The organism is Qipengyuania sp. HL-TH1, from assembly GCF_036365825.1.
GTDB lineage: Bacteria > Pseudomonadota > Alphaproteobacteria > Sphingomonadales > Sphingomonadaceae > Qipengyuania > Qipengyuania profunda.
Genome location: NZ_CP142675.1, coordinates 180,788 through 202,608, shown reverse-complemented (window position 1 = coordinate 202,608; position 21,821 = coordinate 180,788). Strand labels below are relative to the sequence as shown.

The window sequence follows — 21,821 nt, the reverse complement described above, 5'->3', positions numbered from 1 at the left end:
AGCTCATGCCCAGGTGATCAGCCCGATCCAGGCACCGGTCATGGCCGTCGCCATATTCCCCGCGATCCAGCTGCGGACGCCCAGTCCCGCCACTTCACCGCGCCGCTCGGGGCATAACGTGCCGATCGTCGAAACCAGCAACCCGATGCTCGCGAGATTGGCGACGCCGCACAGCGCATAGGTCACGATGAGCAGGCTGCGCGGAGCGAAGGTGCCGCCCGGCAAAGCGGCGAGTTCGAGATAAGCGACATATTCGTTGAGGATCGCCTTGGTGCCCATCAGGCTGCCTGCGGCCTGTGCCTCGCCCCACGGCACACCGATCAGCCACATCAGCGGGGCGAACAGCCAGCCGAACCCGCGCTTGAGCGTCAGCGGATCGCCGTCGACCAACGGCAAGAGCGCGAGCACTTGGTCGGCCAGTGAAACCAGCGCAAAAACCACGATGATCACTGCGATCACCGCGAGGAACAGCTGCATCCCGTCCATCGTCCCCTTGATGATCGCATCGATGCTCGATTCGTAGCGCAACCCGGGCACCTTGAGCGCGGCCTCCCCCTCGTTCTCACCGTCGACCGCAGCCTCACCCGGCACCATCAGCTTCGCGATCAGCAGTGCTGCTGGAAGCGAGATGAGCGAGGCCGAGATCATATGCCCCACCGCATCGGGCACGGTCCGCGAGAGCGTGGTGGCATAAAGGATCAGGATCGCCCCGCTGATCGTCGCCATCGCAAGCACCATTACCTGGAACAGGTCCGCGCGGCTCATCCGGGCGAAATAGGCGCGCACCACCAGCGGGCTCTCGACCACGCCGAGAAACATGTTCGCACCGCCCGACAGACCGACGACGCCGCTGACCCGGAGCGTTCGGCGCAGGAGGAAGGACAGGCCATTCACCAGCCAGCGCAATACGCCCCAGTGCCACAGCAAGGCGGCAAGCGCGGAGAAGACGATCACCAGCGGCAGGATCTGGAAGGCGATCACCACCGGGGCGGCCACGCCTTCCTTGAGCGCGAAAGGCAGCGGGGCACCGCCGAGATAACCGAACATGTAGGACGAGCCGTCGAGCGTCGCGCGCTCGATCGCAGCCACGACCTCATTGGCGAGCGTGACCGCATCCCAGACGATCGGCACACGCACGATCAGCAGCGCGAGGAACGCCTGCAAGGCAACCGCGCCTGCGATCCACCCCCATGACGGGCGGCCCCTGCGGTCTTCGGACAGGCCCCAGGCAAGCAGGATCAGCAAGGCGATGCCGATCAGGCCGCGAAACTGGTCGAAAATCTCCACTGCCGCCCCTCGCTGGCCGTTCAGCCCTTCCGCTTGACCAGGTTGTCGAGCGCCAGCGTGTCATGTTCGCGAAACGCGATCAGCGCAAGCGCGGCGCCCGCCACGGTGATCGACGGGAAGAACAGCAGGTTTGCTTCCTCGGGGCTGGCGAACAAATACCGTCCGAAGGGATCGAGAAAGTGGCGCCAGATCGGCAAGGCGCCGCCAACGAGGATGATGGCAGCGCCGACCAGCGACACGCGCCGGAACAGGCCGAGGACGACCAGTGCGCCGATCACCACCTCGGCGCTGGCGAAGGCGAGCTGGATATTGCTCGCCGCGCCGACCCCGCCGTAATACTTCTCTGCAAGCTTGGTGCCCATGCCGTCATCAAACAGCCTGACGCTGCCCCACAGGACCAGCAGCATGCCGGTTCCGACACGCATGATGAGCAGGGATATCTTGCCGAGCATGGTATTCTCCAGTCCGCTTGGACGCGCTTAACCGCGGCGCCAATTGTGATATTTCTCGACCAGCGCGAGCAGCGCCTCGGGCTTGTGCGCCTTCTTCCATTCGCCCGCGGCGAATTTGTTCGCCTCCGCCATGGTCGGATAGGAATGGATCGTGCCGAGGATCTTGTTGAGCCCCAGTCCGTGCTTCATTGCGAGCACATATTCGGCCAGCAATTCGCCCGCATGCGCGCCGACGATAGTCGCACCGAGGATGGTGTCCTTGCCGGGCGGGGTCAGCACTTTGACGAAACCGCGCGTCTCGCTTTCGGCAATGGCGCGGTCGAGATCGTCGAGATCGTAGCGGGTGACTTCGTAAGCGATGCCCTGCTCTTCCGCCTCGACCTCGTTGATGCCGACCCGCGCGATCTCCGGATCGAGGAAGGTGACCGCGGGGATGACGCGGTAGTCCGCCTTGAACCGCTTGAACTGACCGAACAGCGCGTTGACGCTGGCAAACCAAGCCTGGTGGCTGGCCGTATGCGTGAACTGGAACGGACCCGCCACATCGCCAGCGGCGTAGATATTGGGAAACTTGGTTGCCAGGAATTCGTCCGTGACCACCGTCTTGGCCGTGTCGATGCCAATGTCTTCAAGACCGTAGCCGGTAAGCCGGGCGGCGCGCCCGACGGCAACGATCAGGCAGTCGAAATCGATACCGACTTGCGCGCCATGGCAATCGGCAAAAAGGGTCCCGTCCGCGACCCTGATCGCACGGTGATCGGTCAACACTGACACACCCGACGCCTCCAGCGAAATCTTCGCGGTGGCAGACACCTCGGGATCTTCGCGGCCCAGTACCCGGTCCGCCATTTCGACCTGCGTCACGCTTGAGCCGAGCCGGGCCAGTGCCTGCGACAGCTCGCAGCCGATCGGTCCACCGCCCAGCACTGCGATGCGGGCAGGCACGCGGTCCATCTGCGCGAAGGCATCCCACATGGTGTCGCTGGTCAGATACCCGCTTCCCTCCAGCCCCGCGATCTGGGGGACGAAGGGTTCGGCGCCCGCGGCGATCACGATGGCGCGCGTGGTCAGGCGCTGCGTCGTCCCGTCCTTGCGTGCAATCTCGACCGTCCACGGATCCACGACCTTGGCGTAGCCTTCGACCACATCGACCCCGAGGCCGGTATAGCGTTCGACGCTGTCATGCGGCTCGATGGTCTTTATCGCCCCCATCACCCTGGCGATGGTTTGCCGGAAAGGAATCTCGGGTTCGGATGGCTCGAGGCCGTACCGATCCGCATGGCGCATCTGTTCGGCGACCTTGGCACTCTTGATCAGCGCTTTCGAAGGCACGCAGCCGGTGTTGAGACAGTCGCCCCCCATCCTGTTCGCTTCGACCAGCGTCACCTTCGCCTTGACCGTCGCGGCGATCAACGAGGACACAAGGCCGGCCGACCCGGCGCCGATCACCACCAGATTGCGATCGAAGCTCTTCGGCCTGGCAAAGCCGGCATAGACCTTGCGGCGCTTGATCCAGCCGATGATCGCCTTGGCAATCCAGGGGGCGATACCGAGCAGGGCGAAGGAGGCCAGCACGGCGGGCGAAGCGATGCCTGCCAGACTGTCGATTTGCGCCAGCTGCGTGCCCGCATTCACATAAACGATCGTGCCCAGCAGCATGCCTACCTGGCTAACCCAAGCGTATGTGCGAGCCCTGATCCGCGTCAGCCCCATGACCAGGTTGACGACGAAGAACGGAAACAGCGGGATCATGCGGATGGTGAAGAGATAGAATGCGCCGTCGCGTTCGAGCCCCTGGTTCACCGTCTTGAGCCGCGCGCCGAAACGCTGTTCGATCGTATCGCGCAGCACATAGCGCGAAGCGAGAAAGGCCAGCACGGCGCCCAATGTCGAGGCGAAGGAGACCACGATAGTGCCGACCACGACCCCGAACAGCGCGCCTGCCGCCAGCGTCATCACCGCTGCACCGGGCAAGGATGCCGCGGTCACTGCGACATAGGTCAGGAAGAACAGCGCAATGACCTGTAGCGGATTGCGCTCGTAATAGCCGCCGACCTCGCCTGCGACCTGCTTGATGCCGTCGACGGTAAGATAGTCGCCTAGCCCGAAGAAGAAGTAGGCCGCGACCAGCACAGCAAGGGCCAGAATGATGAGAATCTTTTTCATGAGTTCTTTCTGTCGCTCGCCTGTTCGTCGCCGTGGGCGAGCGGGTTACACCGGATCGGTCGATTTGGCGAAAGATGTCACCCAGCGCCGGTCGATCCAGCGCTTCAACGCGGCTGCCCAGCGCCCCTGCACAGCAAACGGGCCATAGCTTGCGATCGCTTTTCCCGATCCGGTCGAGAGAAGATAGAGGCTGGCGGGCCGGGGGCGGTAGCTGCGCAGTCCCCCCTTACCGGCGACGAGGCAGCGCAAATTGGCAGCGAGGACCGGGCCCGTATGGACGGCATGGACGCCCGAACGCGGCACCCGGCGGTCCTGTCTCGCCGCGACATCGCCCGCCGCAAGGATATGCGGATGCGACAGCGAGCGCTGGTAGCGGTCGACCGCGATGTATCCGTCGTTGTCGACTGCGAGCCCGTTCTCTTTCGGCCATCGCGGGGCCGCCGCGCCCAGCGAGGCGACGATGAGGTCGACCGGCTCAATGCTGCGCCCCCCGGCGGTGAGCGCGCCGGCCTCGATCCGCGCATCCTCTTCGATCGAAAGGATATCCTGTCGCGCCAGCTCACGCCGCGCCAGCACGGTGGTCCGGCGTCCGAGATTATCAAGCAGGCCAGCCCGCCCGGCTACCAGCGTGATACGCGCGTTCCCACCGGCGAAACGCCGGCGCAGGGCGAAGGCCAGTTCCACCCCGCCCGCACCGCCGCCAGCCACCACTATGTGCCTGGGTATATCGCGCGTAATGCTCTGCCACTCGGTCAACCGCGCAAGGAAGCTGCCGATCGGCCGGACGTCGACGATCCGTGGATCCATGCCGAGAACAGTCTTGGCTCGCCCCACGCCGCCGACATCGATCGAACAGATGTCGAAACCGACCGATCGGCCATTGCCCGTGGCGATCGTCCGCTGCTCCGGATCGATCGCGGCGCAGCGGTCGAGGATCAGTTCGACCCCCGCCCGCCTGGTAAGCGCCACGAGATCGATGCGTCCATGTTCATCATCATATTCGCCCGCAACCGTTCCCGGGACCATACCCGAATACCGCGTGTAGCGATGTGGCGAAATCAATGTTGTGCGTGCCTCGGGACCGCCGCGGCGCACCCAATCGGCCAACACCCCGAGATGCGCATGCCCGCCACCGATGAGCATGAGTTTGGGTCCGGCCGTCCGCATCCTCTCGGTGGGTGTGGCTCACGGCTATAGAAGTCAATCGGATTGGGAACCGGCGAGCGAAACTCCCGGCGGCCCATCGGGATCTGTGCGCGGCGGAGGCGCGTCACCGACCGGAAGAAGTGGTTTCCTGCGGTTTGACTACAAGACACCGCCGGAGCCCGCCGTTGACAACGCAAGACAATCGGGCCACGGAATTGCCGATGGCCCGCGGAGCAAAGCGATCGACGATCGTCGATGTCGCCAAATTGGCGGAAGTGTCGCCGAAAAGCGTGTCGCGCGTTTTCAACGACGAACCGCATATCACGCCCGCGCTGCGCAAGAAGGTGCTGCGCGCGGCCAAGGAACTCAACTACCACCCCAATGTGATGGCGCAGGGCCTGGTGCGCCAGCAATCCTATCTCATTGGACTCGTCTATGAAAAGCCGAGCCCCAGCTATGTCGTCGAATTGCAGCGCGGCGCGCTCGAGCGGTTGCATGGGGAGCGGTATCGGCTGATCGTGCTGCCGGTCGAATCCGTCGCCGACCATCCGCAGGACGTTGTCCGCACCATCCGCTCCGCCGCGCTGGACGGCGTCATCCTCGCGCCGCCCGCGTCCGACCACGCCGAGGTTCTCGACGGGCTCACGCAGGCGCGCATTCCGTTCGCCCGGATCACCCCGCAGTCGCACGAAGGCGTGGGGCTCGCGACGACGATGAACGATATCGCCGCGGCCCGCGAGATTGCGGATCATGTGCTTGGCTACGGCCATCGCCGGATCGCGATCATCAAGGGCGATCCCGACCACCCGGTAAGCGCGCAGCGGCTGATCGCCTATCGTGCGGCCTTCGATGCAGCGGGCGTGGACTACCTGCCCGAGCTCATCGAAACGGGCGATTGGAGTTTTGAGTCGGGTTATGAAGCGACCAAGCGGATCCTCTCGCGCAAGCTGCGCCCGACCGCCATTCTCGCCGAGAATGACGACATGGCGGTCGGCGCGATGTCGGCCGCGCGCGAGCTGGGGTTCGATGTCCCCGCCGATCTCAGCGTGGTTGGCTTCGATGATTCCGAGATTGCCCGCGTCGTCTGGCCGCGGCTAACGACAGTGCGGCAGCCGGTCGTCGAAATGGCGCATACCGCTGCGGACATGCTGCTGCGCCAACTGGCGGGCGAGGACCCGGGGCCCACCGTCATCCATACCCACCGGCTGATCGAACGGCTGACCGTCGGTCCTCCGCCGGCTTAGACGCGATCACAGTGCCCGTTGTAGGCCCGTCAGCCTCTAACGGTTGGCCCAGCCTGCTCCGGCACCGAAATTGGGGCGCCGCGTCTCCTTCGGATCGAGCAGTCGGTCGAGGATCGCATCATGCGTCGGCGCCGCTGCGCGAAAGGCGCCCATCGCGTCGCGCAATTGCACGATCACCTTTCGCACCTCCTCGAACGGCGCGACATCGACTAGCGGGTCGATCGCCGCCGGGCGCAAGCCCATACCGGCGGCGACATAGAACCAGCTGATATCGGAGAAGAGTTCGCGGTGCTTCGACATGATCCGCCCGGTGCGCTCGAACAGCGCCATCTTCTCTACCAGCGTATCGGGCAGTTCGATATTGCGGACATGGTCCCAGAAGGGCTCGCCCTCGCGCTGGTTGGGACAATAATGCAGCAGCAGGAAATCGCGAATATGCGCATATTCGCGTTCGACGTCGCGATTGTAGCTGTCGATCAGCACCGGGTCGAAGCTGCGGTCGGGAAACAGGTCGAGCAGGCGATTGAGCCCGGTGTGGATGAGATGGATGCTGGTCGATTCGAGCGGTTCGAGAAACCCCGCCGACAGGCCGAGCGCGAGGCAATTGCCGATCCACACGCGTTTGCGCAGCCCCGGGGTAAAACGCAGCACGCGCGGATTGGCAATCGGCGGACCGCCCAGACCCTCGCGCAGTTCTTCGGCCGCGTCGTCATCCCTGATGAAGTCGCTGCAATAGACGAGGCCGTTGCCCGTCCGGTGATGGAGCGGAATACGCCATTGCCACCCCGCCGATCGCGCGGTGGCCACCGTATAGGGCGCGCGAACCGATTGCGCAGCGGTCGGTGCTGCGACCGCGCGGTCGCAGGGTAGCCAGCGGCGCCAGTCATCGAAGCCCGCCTCCAGCGCCTCTTCGATCAGCAGCCCGCGAAAGCCCGAACAATCGATGTAGAAATCGGCCGAGAGCGATTCCCCATTGTCGAAATGGACCGCGGCAATGTGCTCGCCCTCGCCGCGTTCGGCGCGCAGGATGCGGCGGTCGAGCCGCTCGACTCCCGCCGCCTCGGCATGTTCGCGCAGGAAGGCGGCCACCAGACCGGCATCGAAATGCAGCGCATAGGCCACCGCACCGCCCGGCCAGTTGCCGTCGGGCGAAGGGAAGGCGAACTTGTTGTCTTCCGCCAGCGCGACCGATGGACACAAATCGGCCAGTCCCTCGTCATGCCCCTCGGCGAGGTTCTTCCAGTAGTAGTGATGGAATGGCCGCTGGTTGATGGTGACACCCAGATTGCCAAACGGATGCCAGTAGCTGTGCCCGCGGTGCAGCCAGTCGCGAAACTGGATACCCAGCTTGAAAGTCGCCTGACAGCGCCGGATGAAGGCAACCTCGTCGGCGCCGATATTGCGCAGGAAATCGAAGATCGGCGGGATCGTCGCCTCGCCCACCCCCACGGTCGGGATATCGGACGATTCGACCAGCGTGATGCGGCAGCCGCTGCCCTGCAGTACACGCGATAGCAGCGCGGCGGCGGACCAGCCCGCGGTGCCGCCGCCGACGATGCAGATCGATTGCAGGGCCTGCGGCGAGGCCTCGCCCGTATGCGTGTGATTCATCACCCGGTCTCCCACATGCGTCGTCGGAAAATCGATGGCGGCCCGTACCAATCGGGGCCGCCATCAGTTCCGGGAGGGACCGAAATCAGAAGTTGAATTTCACCCCGCCATATATCCGCCTTGAACCGGATTCGAAGCGGAAGGGCAATTCGGGAAATTGCAGGTACACGCTGGTATCCGCCTTGGTGATATTGATCGCCTCGGCAAAGACCTCGAAATTGTCGGTCAGCTGGTAGCTGATCTGCCCATCGAGCTGGCCGAAGGATTTCTGGTAGATCCCCAGCGTCCGCGTAACCGACCCGTCGGCGAAACCGAAATTGCCCAGGTACTGCTTCGAACGCCAGCTATAGGATGCGCGCGCGGCGAACCCGTAGCGTTCGAAATAGACCTGCCCGTTCGCCGAATGCTTCGACACGCCCGGCAGCGGGAGGTTGTCGGTGAAATCGGTGCTGAAATCGGTTTCGGTGTCCGAGAAGGTGTAGTTTGCGGTGAAGCCCAGGCCGAAGTCGAAGGCATATTGCGCCGCCAGTTCGAAACCCTTCACGCGGCCGCCCGAGCCATTGGCCGGCTGCGACACCGGTCCGAGCCGTCCGCCGGCCTGATCGTTGACGAAAACGGCAACCGTTTCGTTGACGATGAAGCTGTCGACCTCCTTCCAGAACAGGCCAGCCGAGAGCAGTCCCTGGCTACCGAAATAGTGCTCGAAGCCGAGGTCGAACTGATACGCCCGGAACGGATCGAGTTCGGCATTGCCGCGCGCACCATTGGTGAACTTGAACAGATCGTCGGCGGGATCGCGGGTAAAGTCGGTCGAGAAGCCCTGACCCAGCGAAACCAGCGGTTGGCGGGCGACCACGCGTGCTGCGGAGAAGCGAACCTTGCTGTTCTCGCTCACGTCGAACACCGCGTTCGCGCTCGGCAGGAAGTCGGTGTAGCTGCGCATCACCGTATTGGTGGTGAAATCGCGCAGCACGCCGTTCCAGCTATCGGTGCCCCAATAGCTCGGATCGGCATTGGCCGGCTGATTCTGGTCGATGGTCAGGTCGGTGTTGACGATGCGCAGGCCCACATTGACGTGGTACGGATCGTCGACCCCGCCCAGATCGGCCATGATGTAACCCGACTTGGTTTCTTCCTTCACCCGATAGGTCTGCAGCGGGTCTTCGAAGAAGCTGAACGGCGTGTCGGGATAGAGCGCCTGGATCCATTCGAGCGCATTGGTCATCCGCGACCGATCGGCGACGAGCACCGTATCGCCTTCGATCCTGCCACCACCGGCGAAATTCGTGATCGCCTCGACGCGTTCGGGATTGCTCAGGAAGGTTTCATAGGGCTTGAACACTGCGGGCGAATCCCCGAAGCGGCTGCATCCGGCAAACGCCGCAGGCTTGTTGACCTCGGGCAGATCGCAGATCTTGAAGCCGATCGCCCCGTCCTGGAAATAGCTATAGGGCGTCCAGTTGTAGGAAAAGCCGTCGACCCGTTCGGATTCGGGGATCGCGGTGGCGTCGAGTTCGCCCTTGCCGCTCAGATCGGCGAGATAGCGCCCCGATGCGAAGTCCACCGTGCGCTGGCCATAGCGGAACCCGGCGCTGATCGTGACGGTATTGGTATAGTCGTTGTCGACATCATAGGCGAAGTCCGCGCGAAGCGAGTGACCTTCGATGTCGGAGCGGTCGCCAAACGCCCAATGCGACTTGAAGAAGCCGAAATCGGGATTGTTGAACAAATCCTGCGGGCTCCCCGGCGCGATGCCGAAACTGGGAAACTCGCCATTGCGATAGGTGAAGTCGAAAGTCGGCGGCGCAGCCGAATTGGGTGTGAATCCAGGCTGCGGTCCCGAAGTGCCCGGCCCGCGCACGCCATAGGCGGTATAGCGCACGTCGTTATTGGCGACCTCACGCTTCATGCTCGACGAGGAGTAATTCGCCATCATCGAGACGCGGAAATTGGTATCGTTGTCCCAGTCGAGGCCGAATTGCACATTGTCCGACTTGATGTTCGACACATCGACAAAGGAAATTGCCTCGGCCGATTGCGCGCGTACCGTACCTTCGGTCAGCACGCCGTTGCCATCGATCGAATAGTCTCCGACGAGACCCTGCGATTCGCCCTGTCCGAAGGGGAATTTGACCGAGGCCTCGCGCGTGTCGATCTTCAGGTCCGAGTGGAAATATTGCGCGCTGACCTCGAGCTCGTCGGTCGCGCGGTAATTGATGCCGATCGAGGCACCCCACCGGCGGCGATACTGGTCGCGGTCGGTGACGTAGCGATATTCGGGCGCATAATAATTGGTCGGCACGGTCGCGGTGTCGCGGCGTCCTTCGTCGAAGGCCCAGTTGCCGCGATTGTCGCCGCCCAGAACGTTGACGTGATTGTTCGTCTTTTCGTAGCTGAAGGTGGCAATGACCCCGAGGCGATCGTTGAAATTGTAACCGAGGACTGCAGCGCCCGCCGGCTCCCAACCCGAAATCTCGCTGCCCTTGCTGCCCTTGACGTTGCCCGCCAGCGTGAAGCCTTGCTTGAGGTCGAGCGGATTGCGCGTCTTGAGGTTGACGATCCCGCCAAGCCCGCCTTCGAGCAGCGATGCATTGGGCGACTTGAAGACCTCGATCCCGCCGATCAGCTCCGAAGGCACGCCTTCGAGACTGTCATTGCGGTTATAATTGCCTTCGCCGACCTTGTAGACCTCGAGGCCGCTGACGAAGAGCTCGCCGTTCAGCAGCGTGACGTTCTGGTCGAGGCCGCGGATGCGGACTTTCGAACCCTGCCCGTTTTCACGGTCGATCTGGATACCCGGCAGGCGCTGGAGCGATTCCGCGACATTCTGGTCGGGGAATTTGCCGATGTCTTCCGCAGTGACCGATTCGATGATGAGGTTCGAATCGCGCTTGGCATTCAGCGCGTTTTCGAGCGATGCGCGAAAGCCGGTGACGATGATGACGTTGTCCGTCTCGTCGGCGGCCTCGGGCCCGGTGTCGGTCACATCCTGCGCCAAGGCTGGCGCTGCGGTTGCTCCCATTGCAAATATCGACGCGGCAGCCATCAAGGCCGCACGGTTGCGCAAAATCCCGCTGTTCATCTCTCTCTATCCCTCCCAAGCCGCATCTTTGCGTGCGGACTTTCGTACGTATCGGCAGCTTGACCCACGACTCGCGGGGCAGCTTTCCGTTCGCGACTTACTGGTTGCATATTTCTGTCAACGTTGTCAAACATCGCCTCACATTTGGACTGAAGCCGGGCGTTTGTGTGACTTTTCTGTCAAGGTTGTCAGAGGCGACCCGGCCTCGAGTGTACCGGCCAGAGCCGGATGATGGGACGGGGTTTATGCTTTCGAAAACAATCTTTTCTGGCGCCGCCACGGCGGCGTTCGCAGTGTCGGCACTGTCGGCCCAAGCGGCGATCGACGAATCGATAACGGCTCCTGCATCGGAAGCCATCGTCCACCCGGAGCAATGGCCCGAAGTCGCCTTTCCCACGGTGCTGACCGAAGAAGGCGAAGCGCATGTTCAGGCGCTGCTCGCGCAGATGACGCTGGAGCAGAAGGTCGGTCAGATCATTCAGGCCGATATCGCCAGCGTGACTCCTGAAGAGGTTCGCGAATACCGGCTCGGATCGGTGCTCAACGGCGGCAATTCGGGGCCCGGAGGCGATGACCTTGCCCCGGCGGAAGAATGGCTGGCGTTGGCGGACGCCTTCTACGCCGCTTCGATGGATACCGCACCGGGCGAACCCGCGATCCCGATCGTCTGGGGCACCGATGCAGTGCACGGCCATAGCAATATCGTCGGCGCGACGATCTTCCCGCACAATGTCGGGCTCGGCGCGGCGCGCGATCCCGATCTGATCGAGCGGATCGGGCAGGTTACTGCGGTCGAGATCCGCGTCACCGGGCAGGAATGGACCTTTGCCCCGACCGTCGCGGTGCCGCAGGATTACCGCTGGGGCCGCGCCTATGAAGGCTATTCCTCGGACCCCGCGCTGGTTGCCTCCTATGTCGGCAGCATGATCCGCGGCCTGCAGGGACCGCCATCGACCAAGCCGATCCTTTCGGGCCCGCACGTCGCGGCCAGCACCAAGCACTTCCTTGCCGATGGCGCCACCACCGACGGCAAGGACCAGGGCGATGCCGCCATTTCCGAAATCGAGCTGCGGCTGATCCATGGCGCGCCCTATCTGCCGGCGATGGAAAACGGGGTTGCCACCGTGATGACCAGCTTCTCGAGCTGGAACGGCGTCAAGCTTTCGGGGCACCGCGGGTTGGTGACCGACGTTCTCAAGGAGCGCATGAATTTCGGCGGCCTGGTGGTCACCGACTGGAATGCGCATGGTCAGGTGGCAGGCTGCAGCAACGCCAGTTGCCCCAAGGCAGTCGATGCCGGAATCGACATGTTCATGGCGCCCGACAGCTGGCGCAGCCTCTACAACAGTACGCTGGCCGAGGCGCGCGACGGGACGATCTCGATGGCGCGGCTCGACGACGCGGTTGCCCGCGTTCTCCGCCTCAAACAGCGCCTCGGACTGTTCGAGGCGGGCAAGCCTTCCGCGCGTGCGCTGTCGGGAAAGTACGAGCTGCTCGGTGCCGACGAACACCGCGCGGTGGCCCGCGAGGCGGTGCGCAAATCATTGGTGATGCTCAAGAACAACGGCGTGCTGCCGGCCAAGCCGGACGGGCACATCCTTGTTGCAGGTGATGGGGCCGACGATATCGCGCGCCAATCGGGCGGCTGGACGCTGAGCTGGCAGGGAACCGGCATGGACAACAGCCAGTTCCCCGGCGCGACTTCGCTGTGGCGCGGGATCGAACAGGCGGTGGAGGCCAGCGGCGGCAGCGCCGAACTGGCGCCCAATGGCGAGTACGAGCAGCGACCCGATGTCGCGATCGTCGTGTTCGGTGAAACGCCCTATGCCGAATTCCAGGGCGACATCGCCTCGCTCCAGCTGCGCCCCGAGCTGCGCCGTCCGATCGAGACCATGCGCAGGCTGAAGGCGGAAGGAATTCCAACCGTGGCGGTGATGATCACCGGTCGCCCGCTCTATGTGAACGAAGCACTGAACAGTGCCGACGCCTTCGTGGTTGCCTGGCTTCCGGGTTCGGAGGGCGCCGGGGTTGCCGATATGCTGCTCGCCGGGGTGGACGGCGAACCCGCTTTCGAATTCCAGGGACGGCTGCCGACCGCCTGGCCCGCGACCGCGCAGCACGGCGGGCCCACGCTGTTCCCCTTCGGCTACGGCCTCCGCTATGCCGAAGGCGCGCGGGCATGGACGACGCTGGCGGAAGACAATGGCGTCGATGACGATGGCAGCGGCGGCGGGGTCTTCTTCGACAAGGGCGTACCGGCTTCGTCGTGGTCGCTCACCGTCGCGCGCGCCGATGGCAGCGATTCGCTTCGCGTGACGACCGTCCCCGCGACCGCGCTGTCGGGGCGTGCGCGCATATCGGCCACCGACCACGACGTGCAGGAAGGCGCGCGCAGCTTCGCCATCGATGCGCATCCGGCAGGAGCCGCGGTCGAACTCGGGACGCATGACGCGGTCGACCTGTCGCGCGAGACCAATGGCGATGTGCTGCTGCTGACGACGGTCCGGCTCGACGCACCGCTTGCCGCGCCGCTGCGCATGTCGGTCCTCTGCGAAGGAGCATCGTGCGGGGCGGATGTCCCGATTGCCGAATTCGGTGCGCTGCCCGTGGGTCAGTGGCAGACGGTAGGCGTGCTGCTCAAATGCTTCCGGGCGGCGGGCGCGGACATGACGCGGATCACCGCGCCGTTCCGTCTGACGACCAGCGACGCGGCGCAGTTCAGCCTCGCGCGGATCGCGCTCGGCAGCCTGTCCGAAGCCGATGTGATCGCACAATGCCCGACTGAGTAAGGACGGCGGCAAGGTGCGCGCCTTGCTGCGCGGGGCACCGACGCGACTAGTCGGCCGGGCTTGCGGGGCGCTCACGCACCGCCAGGATCATCACTGCCCCGGCAAACGTCAGCACGGCAAAGGCGAGCATGACAAGCGTGAAGTCCTCGGGAGTGGCCAGCTGCCACACGATCAGCGTTCCGATCATCGAGGGCAGCGTGTTGGCCAGATTGACCAGCCCCAGATCGCGGCCCCGGCGATCGGGTTTGGGCAGCAATTGCATCGCGAAGGTCGCATGCAGGCTCAGGAAGACTGCCGTCCCCGCAGCGAAGACGCAGAAGGCGATCGCTCCCTGCCAGGCATCTGCCGCCGCGGCCATCCCGAGCAGGCCCATCGCCCCGACCGCTGCCGAGACAAACAGGAACGGGCGGCGCACACCCGAACGGTCGGACCACCGCCCGGCGATCACTGCTACCGGCAGGGGGATGATGTAGGAGACCATCAGCAGCGTCCCCACCCCCGCGGCGACATCGAGATCGTCCGTCACGAGCGTCTGGAAGTAATAGAGCAGATATAGTCCCAGCGTGGCGCAGGCCAGCTGGACCAGCAGGCGCGAGCCCGAGGCGATAAAGAGATCGCGCCGGTCCCAGCTTTGCACCGGTTCCGGCATAGGGTCGAAGCGGCGCGTGCGCAGCGCCAGCAGCGGGAGCAGCAGCCCCACCGCAGCCACCGGAACCAGCGCGAACCGAGCCATATCGGACAGTCCCGCCACCGCCAGCAGCATGACCGCGAAGGTCGCCGCGACCGGATTGCCGAGCGAGAGTAGCCCGCCCGCCAAGCCCTTCTGGCTGCTCGGAACTTCCTCCGCGATGATCGCGAACAGCGGGGCGAGCACGGCATTGATTGCCGCCTGTGCCAACGCCACGGCGATCAGCAATTGCGCCGGTGTTAGCGCCAGCGCCAGCGCCGGATAGGAAAGCGCCAGCGCGCACAGGCCGATCACGACCCACCGCCGCCGCCCGCCGCCCGCCTCGACCGATCGATCGCTCAGCCAGCCGAAGAGGATATTGGCCACGCTCGCAGCGACGCCGCCGATCAGTACCGCAGCGGTGAGCAGGTCGATCTTCGCCGATTTGCCCAGCGCCTCGACCTGGAGCGGAAGCAGCAGCGTCACCAGCGGCATATAGGCCACTACGCCGCCGGCATGCGCCAGTGCGACCGCAGTCAGCAGGGGATTGGTCCGTATCCTTGGCAAGGGCCGCTCCATCTCGCGGCAACCTGCCTCCCGCACCGGCGGAAGGCAATGCGCCCGGCGTTGCGCGAATTAAGCGGTCGCGGGCCGCCGTGCGTAGAAGCCGAACACCGCGATCACCGCATAGCAGGATGCGGGCAGTACCAGCGACAGCGCAAGGCTGCCCGTCAGGTCGGCGAGCGCGCCCGTGGCCAGCGGGACCACCGCGCCGCCGAAGATCGCCACATTGATGATCCCCGACCCGTCAGCCGCGCGGCTGCCCAACCGCTCGCAGGCGAGCGAGAAGATGGTCGGGAACATGATCGAATTCATCAACCCGATCGCCAGCAGGCTGTAGGCGGCCAGCGTGCCGCTGCTGTTGGTCGAGATCGCGATCAGCGTGATTGCGCCGATCGCCACCGCGGTCAGGATCAGGCCCGGGCTCACCATGCGCAGCAGCGCGGAGCCGATGAAGCGCCCGACCATCGCGCCGCCCCAGTACAGGCTGACCATCCAGCCGACGATGTTTTCGGGTTGGCCGAGCACGTCGTCGAGTATCAGGTAATTGATGACGATCGAGCCGATCGCCACTTCGGCGCCGACATAGAGGAAGATCGACAGCGCGCCAAAGCCGAACCGCGGCCGCTTGAGCAGGTCGAAGCCCGCGAGCCCGCTCGAGGGTTCGTGCTTTTCGCCCTCCAGCCGGTTGCGGAACAGCCACACTGCGCCCGCCACCACGGTGATCGCGATCGCGATGCCGAGATAGGTTTTCACGATCATCGCCGATTCCGCTGTGCGATAGGCCGCCAGCGCGGCGCCCTCGAAATCTTCAGCGGAAACATCGGCCAGTGTGCCGAGGATCAGTCCCGCACCGACCAGCGGAAAGAGGAAGGTGCCGAAGGAATTGAATGCCTGCGCGAAAGTGAGGCGGCTGTGCGCGGTCTTCTGCGGGCCGAGCAGGCTGATCAGTGGATTGGCCACCACCTGCACGATCACCACCCCGCTGGCGAGAATGAACAGCGCCAGCAGGAACAATGGATAGGTCGCAGTGGTGCTGGCGGGGATGAACAGCAGGCAGCCCAGTGTCATCGTCAGCAGGCCCGCCACCGCGCCGCGCATATAGCCGATCCGCTTGACCAGCTTCGCGCCTGGAATGCCGATCACCAGATAGGCGGCGAAAAAGCAGAACTGGACCAGCATCGCCTGCGTGTAATTGAGCGTGAACAGCTCTTTCAGCTTGGGGATCAGCACATCATTGAGGCTGGTGATCCCGCCGAAGATGAAGAACAGCGCGAAGACGAAGGGCGGCAGGCTTGGCGCATGCACATGGCCCTCTGCCTCGTCACCCACGGGATCGCTTGAAGAATAATGCTTCGCGGCTTCCGCCGCGGCCCCCGTTGCCGTCACCACGTATCGTTCTCCCAATTCGCCGCCCGCTTCCACTATAAGGTGCAGGCTAGCGCGGGCAGAAATTAGGAGCGCAGCGCATTCCTGTCAACGTTGACAAAAAATAGGCCCGAGTTGGTGGCGAGGCGATTTGAGCAAGGGCCTGCCGCCGCGCAGCAAGGGTTGAAAACTGTTTGAGACAAACCCCGCGAAGCAGGCAAGTGCACTTCGCGTATCGGAGCCTGTCCGAAGAACGATGGCCGAATAGATGGGCCGCGTGACGAACGTCCCGAATGGCGGCGATACTCAGCGCCGCAGCCGCGCCCGTTTCTTAACGGCGTTGTGCCGCGTGGAAGAATAAGCGAGAACCTGAGCGATGTCGCTCTCGCTCAGAGGCTTGTTCATCGCGCTGCCGATCGTCGCGCTGGTCATCGGTGCCATGGCCTGGAGCATCTATGTCGGCAGCATCGACGACGATCGCGCCAATGCACTGCGCGAACTCGACATCGCCAATGCCGCCGCTGCCGATACGCTCCGCCGCGAGATCTCGCTGATCGCCGAGACCGAGGAAAAGGCGGTCGCCACCATGGCGCGCAAGCTGGAGCAGCGCAGCCCGACTACGCTCGGCGATATCTTCGCGCCTGCGACAGACGGGGCTTTCCATAGCCGTGACGATTTGTGGGAAGGCCGCGCATCCGCAGGAGCGATCCAGCTGCGCGGCATCGGCGGCTTTCTCGCCCCGCCCCAACCGGACGATGACCGCCGCGCGGCCATCCTCGCCGCCTTCGACACGCTGCGACAGATGAGCAATGGCCTGCCGAGCGATGTCGAAAGCCTCTATTTCTTCTCGCCCGCCAACGACCTGCTGATCTACGCGCCGCAGCGGCCCGACGAATTGTCCTTCTATCGCACAGCCCCGGCCGATTTCGATTTCCAGGAGGCTGAATTCAGCCGGATTACCTCGCCGGCAGAGAACCCCGCCGGGATGCTGCGCTGCACCAGCCTGCAACGCCCGCTGTATGACGAGACGGGCGACAATTGGACCACCGGGTGCATGCTGCCCATCCGCGTCGATGATCGGCATGTCGGCGCCTGGGGTATTAGCATCCCGCTGGACCAGTTCACCAAGCGGTTGACGCCCCCGCCCGAGGACGCCTTCACCATCATCGTCAGTCGGGACGGCAAGCTGATCCATCACTCGGGCGTGGCCGGGGACGACAGTCGGCGGCTCGAGGCGAATGTCGACCTCGCGACTTCGGAAGAGCCCCTGCTGCGCGCCATCTGGGATTATGTAAACGCGGGGATCGACGACCAGACGGTCTTCGCGCAGCCGCTCGATGCCTATGTCTCGGCGCGCGAGTTGCAGGCGCCCGACTGGTACGTGCTGACCGTGCTGCCCGAACAGGCGCTGAGCGCGCGCGCATGGTCGCTGGCGCAGCGGGTCATCCTTATCGCGTTGACCGGGGCGCTTGCGCTCGGCCTCGTGCTGTCGGCGATCTTCCACCGGACCGTCGCCTCGCGGATCGCCCGGCTTGCGACGCGGATCGACCGGGTCTCGGCCACCGAAGGCGTGGCGCTGGATGCGGGGACCAGGGACGAGATCCGCCAGCTCGAGCATGCCTTCGAAAAGATGGAAGACCGGCTGGCCACGGCGCGCTCGCGCGAGCAGCATTCGTTCGACGTGCTGGTCAATGCGGCGGCACGCTATGCGATGGTGCTGTTCGACGACCAGGGACAGCTGATCCGGGCGAGCAAGGGCGCGCTCGATTTGTTCGGCGAAAAGGAACTGGTCAAGCTGCCGAGCGAATGGGGCCTGTCGGCCGAGTCCGCGCCTCCGACCGGCCATCCCGCCGGGCCCGGACCGCAGCCGCGGATCATCGCGCGCAAGCTGGCCGACGGGCGCGAAGTCTGGCTCGAGGAAATCCTGATCTCGCTCGAGGATCACCTCGGCGCGCCGTTCGGGACGGCGTATATCGGCCATGACATTACCGAAAAGCACACCGCGCAGCGCGCGATAGAGGAAAACCTGCTCTATCTCGAACTGGCGCAGTCGAGCGCACAGGCGGGGCATTTCGCACTCGATCCGCACACTATGGAACTGTCGCTTTCGGGCTGGCTGCGGGAAAAGCTGGGCGTGGAGACGCCAACCATCCCACTCGCGGAGCTTGCCGCGCTGATCGATGAGAGCAAGCGCGAAGAAACCATGGCGGAAATCGCCGCGGCGATCGAAGCGCGAACCGAATTTTCCTTCGAAACGCTGGCGATCGGTGCCGAGGGGGACCGTCTGCCGATCGTCGTGCGCGGGACGGCGGTGTTCCAGGATGCCGACAATACCGAAGAGCTGGCTGGCTTCTACGGGATCGCACAGGATATTACCGAGCAGAAGAAAGCCGCCGAGGCGCTGTTGCGTGCGCGCGACGAGGCCCGCGCCGAAGCGCGATCCAAAACCGACATCCTCGCGGTCATCTCGCACGAAATCCGCACGCCGATTTCGGGCATTCTCGGCCTGATCGACCAGATCCGCCGCGAACGGTCGGAAAGCGAGCGCAGCCGCGCGCTGACGCTGGTGGAGGATTCGTCCGAGGCGCTGCTCAAGACGCTCGATGCGACGCTCCAGCGGACCCGCTCCGAGCGCGAACAATCGGTCTCACGGGACGAGGAGTTCAACCCCGCCGCGCTGGTCGAGCGCGTGGCCGAGCTGTTTCGCCCGCTGGCCCGCCGCAAGGGCCTCGCCATCGATGTGCTGGCGGGTTCCGAGGGCCGGGCTTGCGGCCAGCCGGCGCGTATCCAGCAGGTGCTCGCCAATTTCGTTTCCAATGCGATCAAGTTCACCCCGATAGGGAAGGTGACCCTCTCGTTCAGCGCGCCCGAACCCGGGTCCGATCTTTGGACATTCTGCGTCGAGGATACCGGGGGCGGGATCGATCCCGAGCGGATGAAGACGATCTTCGAGCCATTCTCCGGCAGCGCGCCCGATACGCTCGGGCGGTTCTCGGGCAGCGGGCTGGGCCTGTCGATCACGCGCGATCTCGCGCAGCAGATGGGCGGCACGGTTGCGGCCGAAAGTTCGGCAAGCGGCGGGACGCGGATGACGCTGACGTTGCCCCTGCAAACCGCCGGGCCTGAGGAGGAACAAGCCCCTGCCCGCGGCACTATCGCGATCAGGCTGGCGCGCGCTTCGCTCGCTGTGCGCGTCGAAGTCATCGCGCATGCGGAGGGGTTCACGGTTATCGACTCTGCTTCGGATGATGCCGGGGCTACCGTCAATATCGTAGTGAGCGACGATGCGGAATTCATCGCCCAAAGCGGTGCCGAATGGAGCATCCAGCTCGCCGAAGCGGCGGAGAGCGCACGCGACGGCAAGCACATCGTGGCCAGTGAGGCGGATTTGCTCGACATGCTCCCCCGCATCCTCGACGAGGTCGCCGATGGATAAGATGGACGACATCCCCGCCGAGCGCCGCGCCGAGATCCTTGCCACGCGGCTGGAGCGTAGCGAACGTGCGCTAAGGGGTGCCGAAGCCGCGCTCGAAAAGCGGATGAAGGAGCTGTTTCGCGCCAATCAGGACCTCAGCCTGCGCCAGAGCGAACTGGCGCGAAAGCTCGAGATCGAAAGCGCGCTCCTGCTCGGCGCCCTGTCGACCATCCGGATGGCCACGCTGTATGGCGAACGCGAGCGCGGGTTCACAATGTCCGAAAGTGCCGGACCGATCCTGGGCCTGGCCGATGGCGAGGAACCCACGATCGAGAAGCTCGCCGCGACGCTCCATCCGCTCGATCGCGACCGGATCATGCGTGTGGGGCTGGCGTTCTTCAGCGAGGCCGAGCCAGGGGTGGCGCATGCCTATGAACATCGCATCGTCCGGCAGGACACGGGGGAGACCCGCTGGCTCAGATGGTCGATCACGCGCGAGACCGGCACCGAGGATCGTCCCGGCCATCTGATGGCGACGATGCGCGACATCACCGAAGAACGCCAGAACGAGCGCGGTGTGCGGGCGCTGCAATTGCGAGCCGAGCGAAGGGTGCGCGAGCTTGCGCACCTCCAGCTGGAGCTAGCCGGTGCGAAGGATCGGGTGGAAGAGGCGCTCAGCGCGCGCAACCGGTTCATTTCCGAAATGGCGCATGCCATTCGCACGCCGCTTGCGGCGTTGAGCGGCGGGCTAGAACTGCTGCGCTCGAAGGTCCGCATGGACGGCGAGAAGGATCTGTCGGTCGCGCGCGAGGCGGCCGAGCAGCTCGGCGAACTCGCATCCCGGCTGATCGAAGAAGCGGCCTCGGATGGCGAGGCGGAACCGGTCGCCTATGCCAGCGGGGTCGGCACGCCCACACCGGAAACCGCCTCGACGCTGCCCGACCAGCCGCGCATCCTGCTGGCCGAAGATACCGAGAGCAATCGCTATGTCGCAGAGCGCATGCTCGTCGATCTGGGTTGCCTCGTCACCTCGGTTGAAAACGGCGCCGCCGCGGTCGAGGCGATCAGGCGCCAGAGTTTCGATCTCGTCCTGATGGATGTGATGATGCCGATCATGAATGGGGAGCAGGCCACGCAGGCGATCCGCGGGCTCAGCGGGCCGGCCGCACGCACCCCGATCATCGGAGTGACCGCGCATAGTCTGCAATCGGAACGCGAACGGTTGCTGTCGGCGGGGATGACCGCCTGCATGGCCAAGCCGGTCAAGAAGGAAGCGCTCGAAACCGCCATCCGCACCGCGCTGATCTCGGGCCGCGACGTTCGCCAGAACCAGGCGCGGTTCGATCACGACCTCTTCCGCCGGACCTTCACCGATCTGCCCGACGCCTATCGCGACCGGATGCGCGATGCCGCGAAGAAGGACATCACCAAATATGCGGGCGAAGTGCTGACCGCGGTCGAGGCCGATGACGAGGAAGACCTGTCCCGCGCGGCGCATGCGCTGACCGGGGTGTCGCTCAATATCGGGGCGGTCGGGATCGTCGAAGAGCTGGCGCATTACCGCGAGGCCCGCGCGCTAGGCGAGGCATCGATCGAAGCCTTCCGCGAAGCGGTCGCCGCCTGCCTGCTGGCAGTCGACGACCTCTACGAAGCGTTGATCGCGAGGGATCAGTAGGCGCCGCGCCCGCCGGTCACCGCGGGCATGGAGGGTCCGTGGAATTGATTGTCCCCGTAGCGGCGAACGTCATGCAAAGACGCTCCGTCCATCTGAATTGAAGATGTTTTTCTGGCCCGCAAGACGACGACGCTTGTTAATTGTGGCGTTTCGCAATTTGCAGCGGTCACTCATGCAATTTGCATCCTCGCAAATTGCGAAACTGTTCTTGAGCAACGTTCCAGAACCGCGGAATTGCGTGATTTTTAGGTTTGGCACGGACCTTGAATAATTCTCGGTAACCATACGCCGAGGCCCCCATCCCTTCTTTTCGCCCTCCCTTTCACCCACTCGCCGCCTCGCAGACCCACCAAGGCGT

12 protein-coding genes are annotated in these 21,821 nt (G+C 64.5%); 4 read left to right on the top strand and 8 right to left on the bottom strand.

What is annotated here, in order from left to right; genetic code table 11:
* Positions 1-3: 3 nt before the first annotated feature.
* From VWN43_RS01585 to VWN43_RS01570, 4 genes are read right to left on the bottom strand one after another with little or no spacing between them, the layout of a single operon-like run.
* The gene (locus tag VWN43_RS01585; RefSeq protein WP_320180928.1) at positions 4-1,287 is read right to left on the bottom strand and encodes a NupC/NupG family nucleoside CNT transporter; all 1,284 of its coding nucleotides are present in this window, start codon (positions 1,285-1,287) and stop codon (positions 4-6) included.
* Between the two features lie 20 nt (positions 1,288-1,307).
* Entirely contained in the window at positions 1,308-1,739 is a 432-nt protein-coding gene (locus VWN43_RS01580) for a hypothetical protein (protein WP_320180929.1), read from the bottom strand.
* Positions 1,740-1,766: 27 nt separating this feature from the next.
* Entirely contained in the window at positions 1,767-3,905 is a 2,139-nt protein-coding gene (locus tag VWN43_RS01575; protein WP_320180930.1) for an FAD-dependent oxidoreductase, read from the bottom strand.
* A 45-nt stretch (positions 3,906-3,950) separates the two neighbouring features.
* Entirely contained in the window at positions 3,951-5,048 is a 1,098-nt protein-coding gene (locus tag VWN43_RS01570) for an FAD-dependent oxidoreductase (protein ID WP_330767976.1), read from the bottom strand.
* 224 nt (positions 5,049-5,272) lie between these two features.
* Between VWN43_RS01570 and VWN43_RS01565 the strand changes: the two genes are divergently transcribed.
* Positions 5,273-6,295, top strand: a complete 1,023-nt coding sequence (locus VWN43_RS01565) for a LacI family DNA-binding transcriptional regulator (RefSeq protein ID WP_320180932.1) — start codon at positions 5,273-5,275, stop codon at positions 6,293-6,295.
* Positions 6,296-6,331: 36 nt separating this feature from the next.
* Here VWN43_RS01565 and VWN43_RS01560 read toward each other — a convergent pair whose 3' ends face one another.
* Together VWN43_RS01560 and VWN43_RS01555 are read right to left on the bottom strand one after the other, a co-directional pair.
* Positions 6,332-7,906, bottom strand: coding sequence for a tryptophan halogenase family protein (locus VWN43_RS01560; protein WP_320180933.1), 1,575 nt, complete (start codon positions 7,904-7,906; stop codon positions 6,332-6,334).
* 85 nt (positions 7,907-7,991) lie between these two features.
* Positions 7,992-10,928 (bottom strand): TonB-dependent receptor, encoded by a 2,937-nt coding sequence (locus tag VWN43_RS01555; RefSeq protein ID WP_320180934.1) that lies wholly within the window; start codon positions 10,926-10,928, stop codon positions 7,992-7,994.
* Positions 10,929-11,233: 305 nt separating this feature from the next.
* On the opposite strand from VWN43_RS01555, the gene VWN43_RS01550 reads away from it, so the two are divergent.
* Entirely contained in the window at positions 11,234-13,777 is a 2,544-nt protein-coding gene (locus tag VWN43_RS01550) for a glycoside hydrolase family 3 protein (RefSeq protein ID WP_320180935.1), read from the top strand.
* Between the two features lie 46 nt (positions 13,778-13,823).
* Here the strand turns inward: VWN43_RS01550 and VWN43_RS01545 are convergent, their stop codons facing one another.
* Both VWN43_RS01545 and VWN43_RS01540 read right to left on the bottom strand, forming a co-directional pair.
* Positions 13,824-15,011: an MFS transporter gene (locus tag VWN43_RS01545; RefSeq protein ID WP_320180936.1), complete on the bottom strand. Its 1,188-nt coding sequence runs from the start codon at positions 15,009-15,011 to the stop codon at positions 13,824-13,826.
* 69 nt (positions 15,012-15,080) lie between these two features.
* A complete protein-coding gene (locus VWN43_RS01540) occupies positions 15,081-16,394 on the bottom strand; it encodes a sugar MFS transporter (protein ID WP_420493540.1) in 1,314 nt (437 codons plus the stop codon).
* Positions 16,395-16,749: 355 nt separating this feature from the next.
* Between VWN43_RS01540 and VWN43_RS01535 the strand changes: the two genes are divergently transcribed.
* A complete protein-coding gene (locus tag VWN43_RS01535) occupies positions 16,750-19,809 on the top strand; it encodes an ATP-binding protein (protein WP_320180937.1) in 3,060 nt (1,019 codons plus the stop codon).
* Positions 19,802-21,463 (top strand): response regulator, encoded by a 1,662-nt coding sequence (locus VWN43_RS01530; protein WP_320180938.1) that lies wholly within the window; start codon positions 19,802-19,804, stop codon positions 21,461-21,463. The genes VWN43_RS01535 and VWN43_RS01530 overlap by 8 nt, the downstream gene beginning before the upstream one ends.
* Positions 21,464-21,821 lie beyond the last annotated feature (358 nt).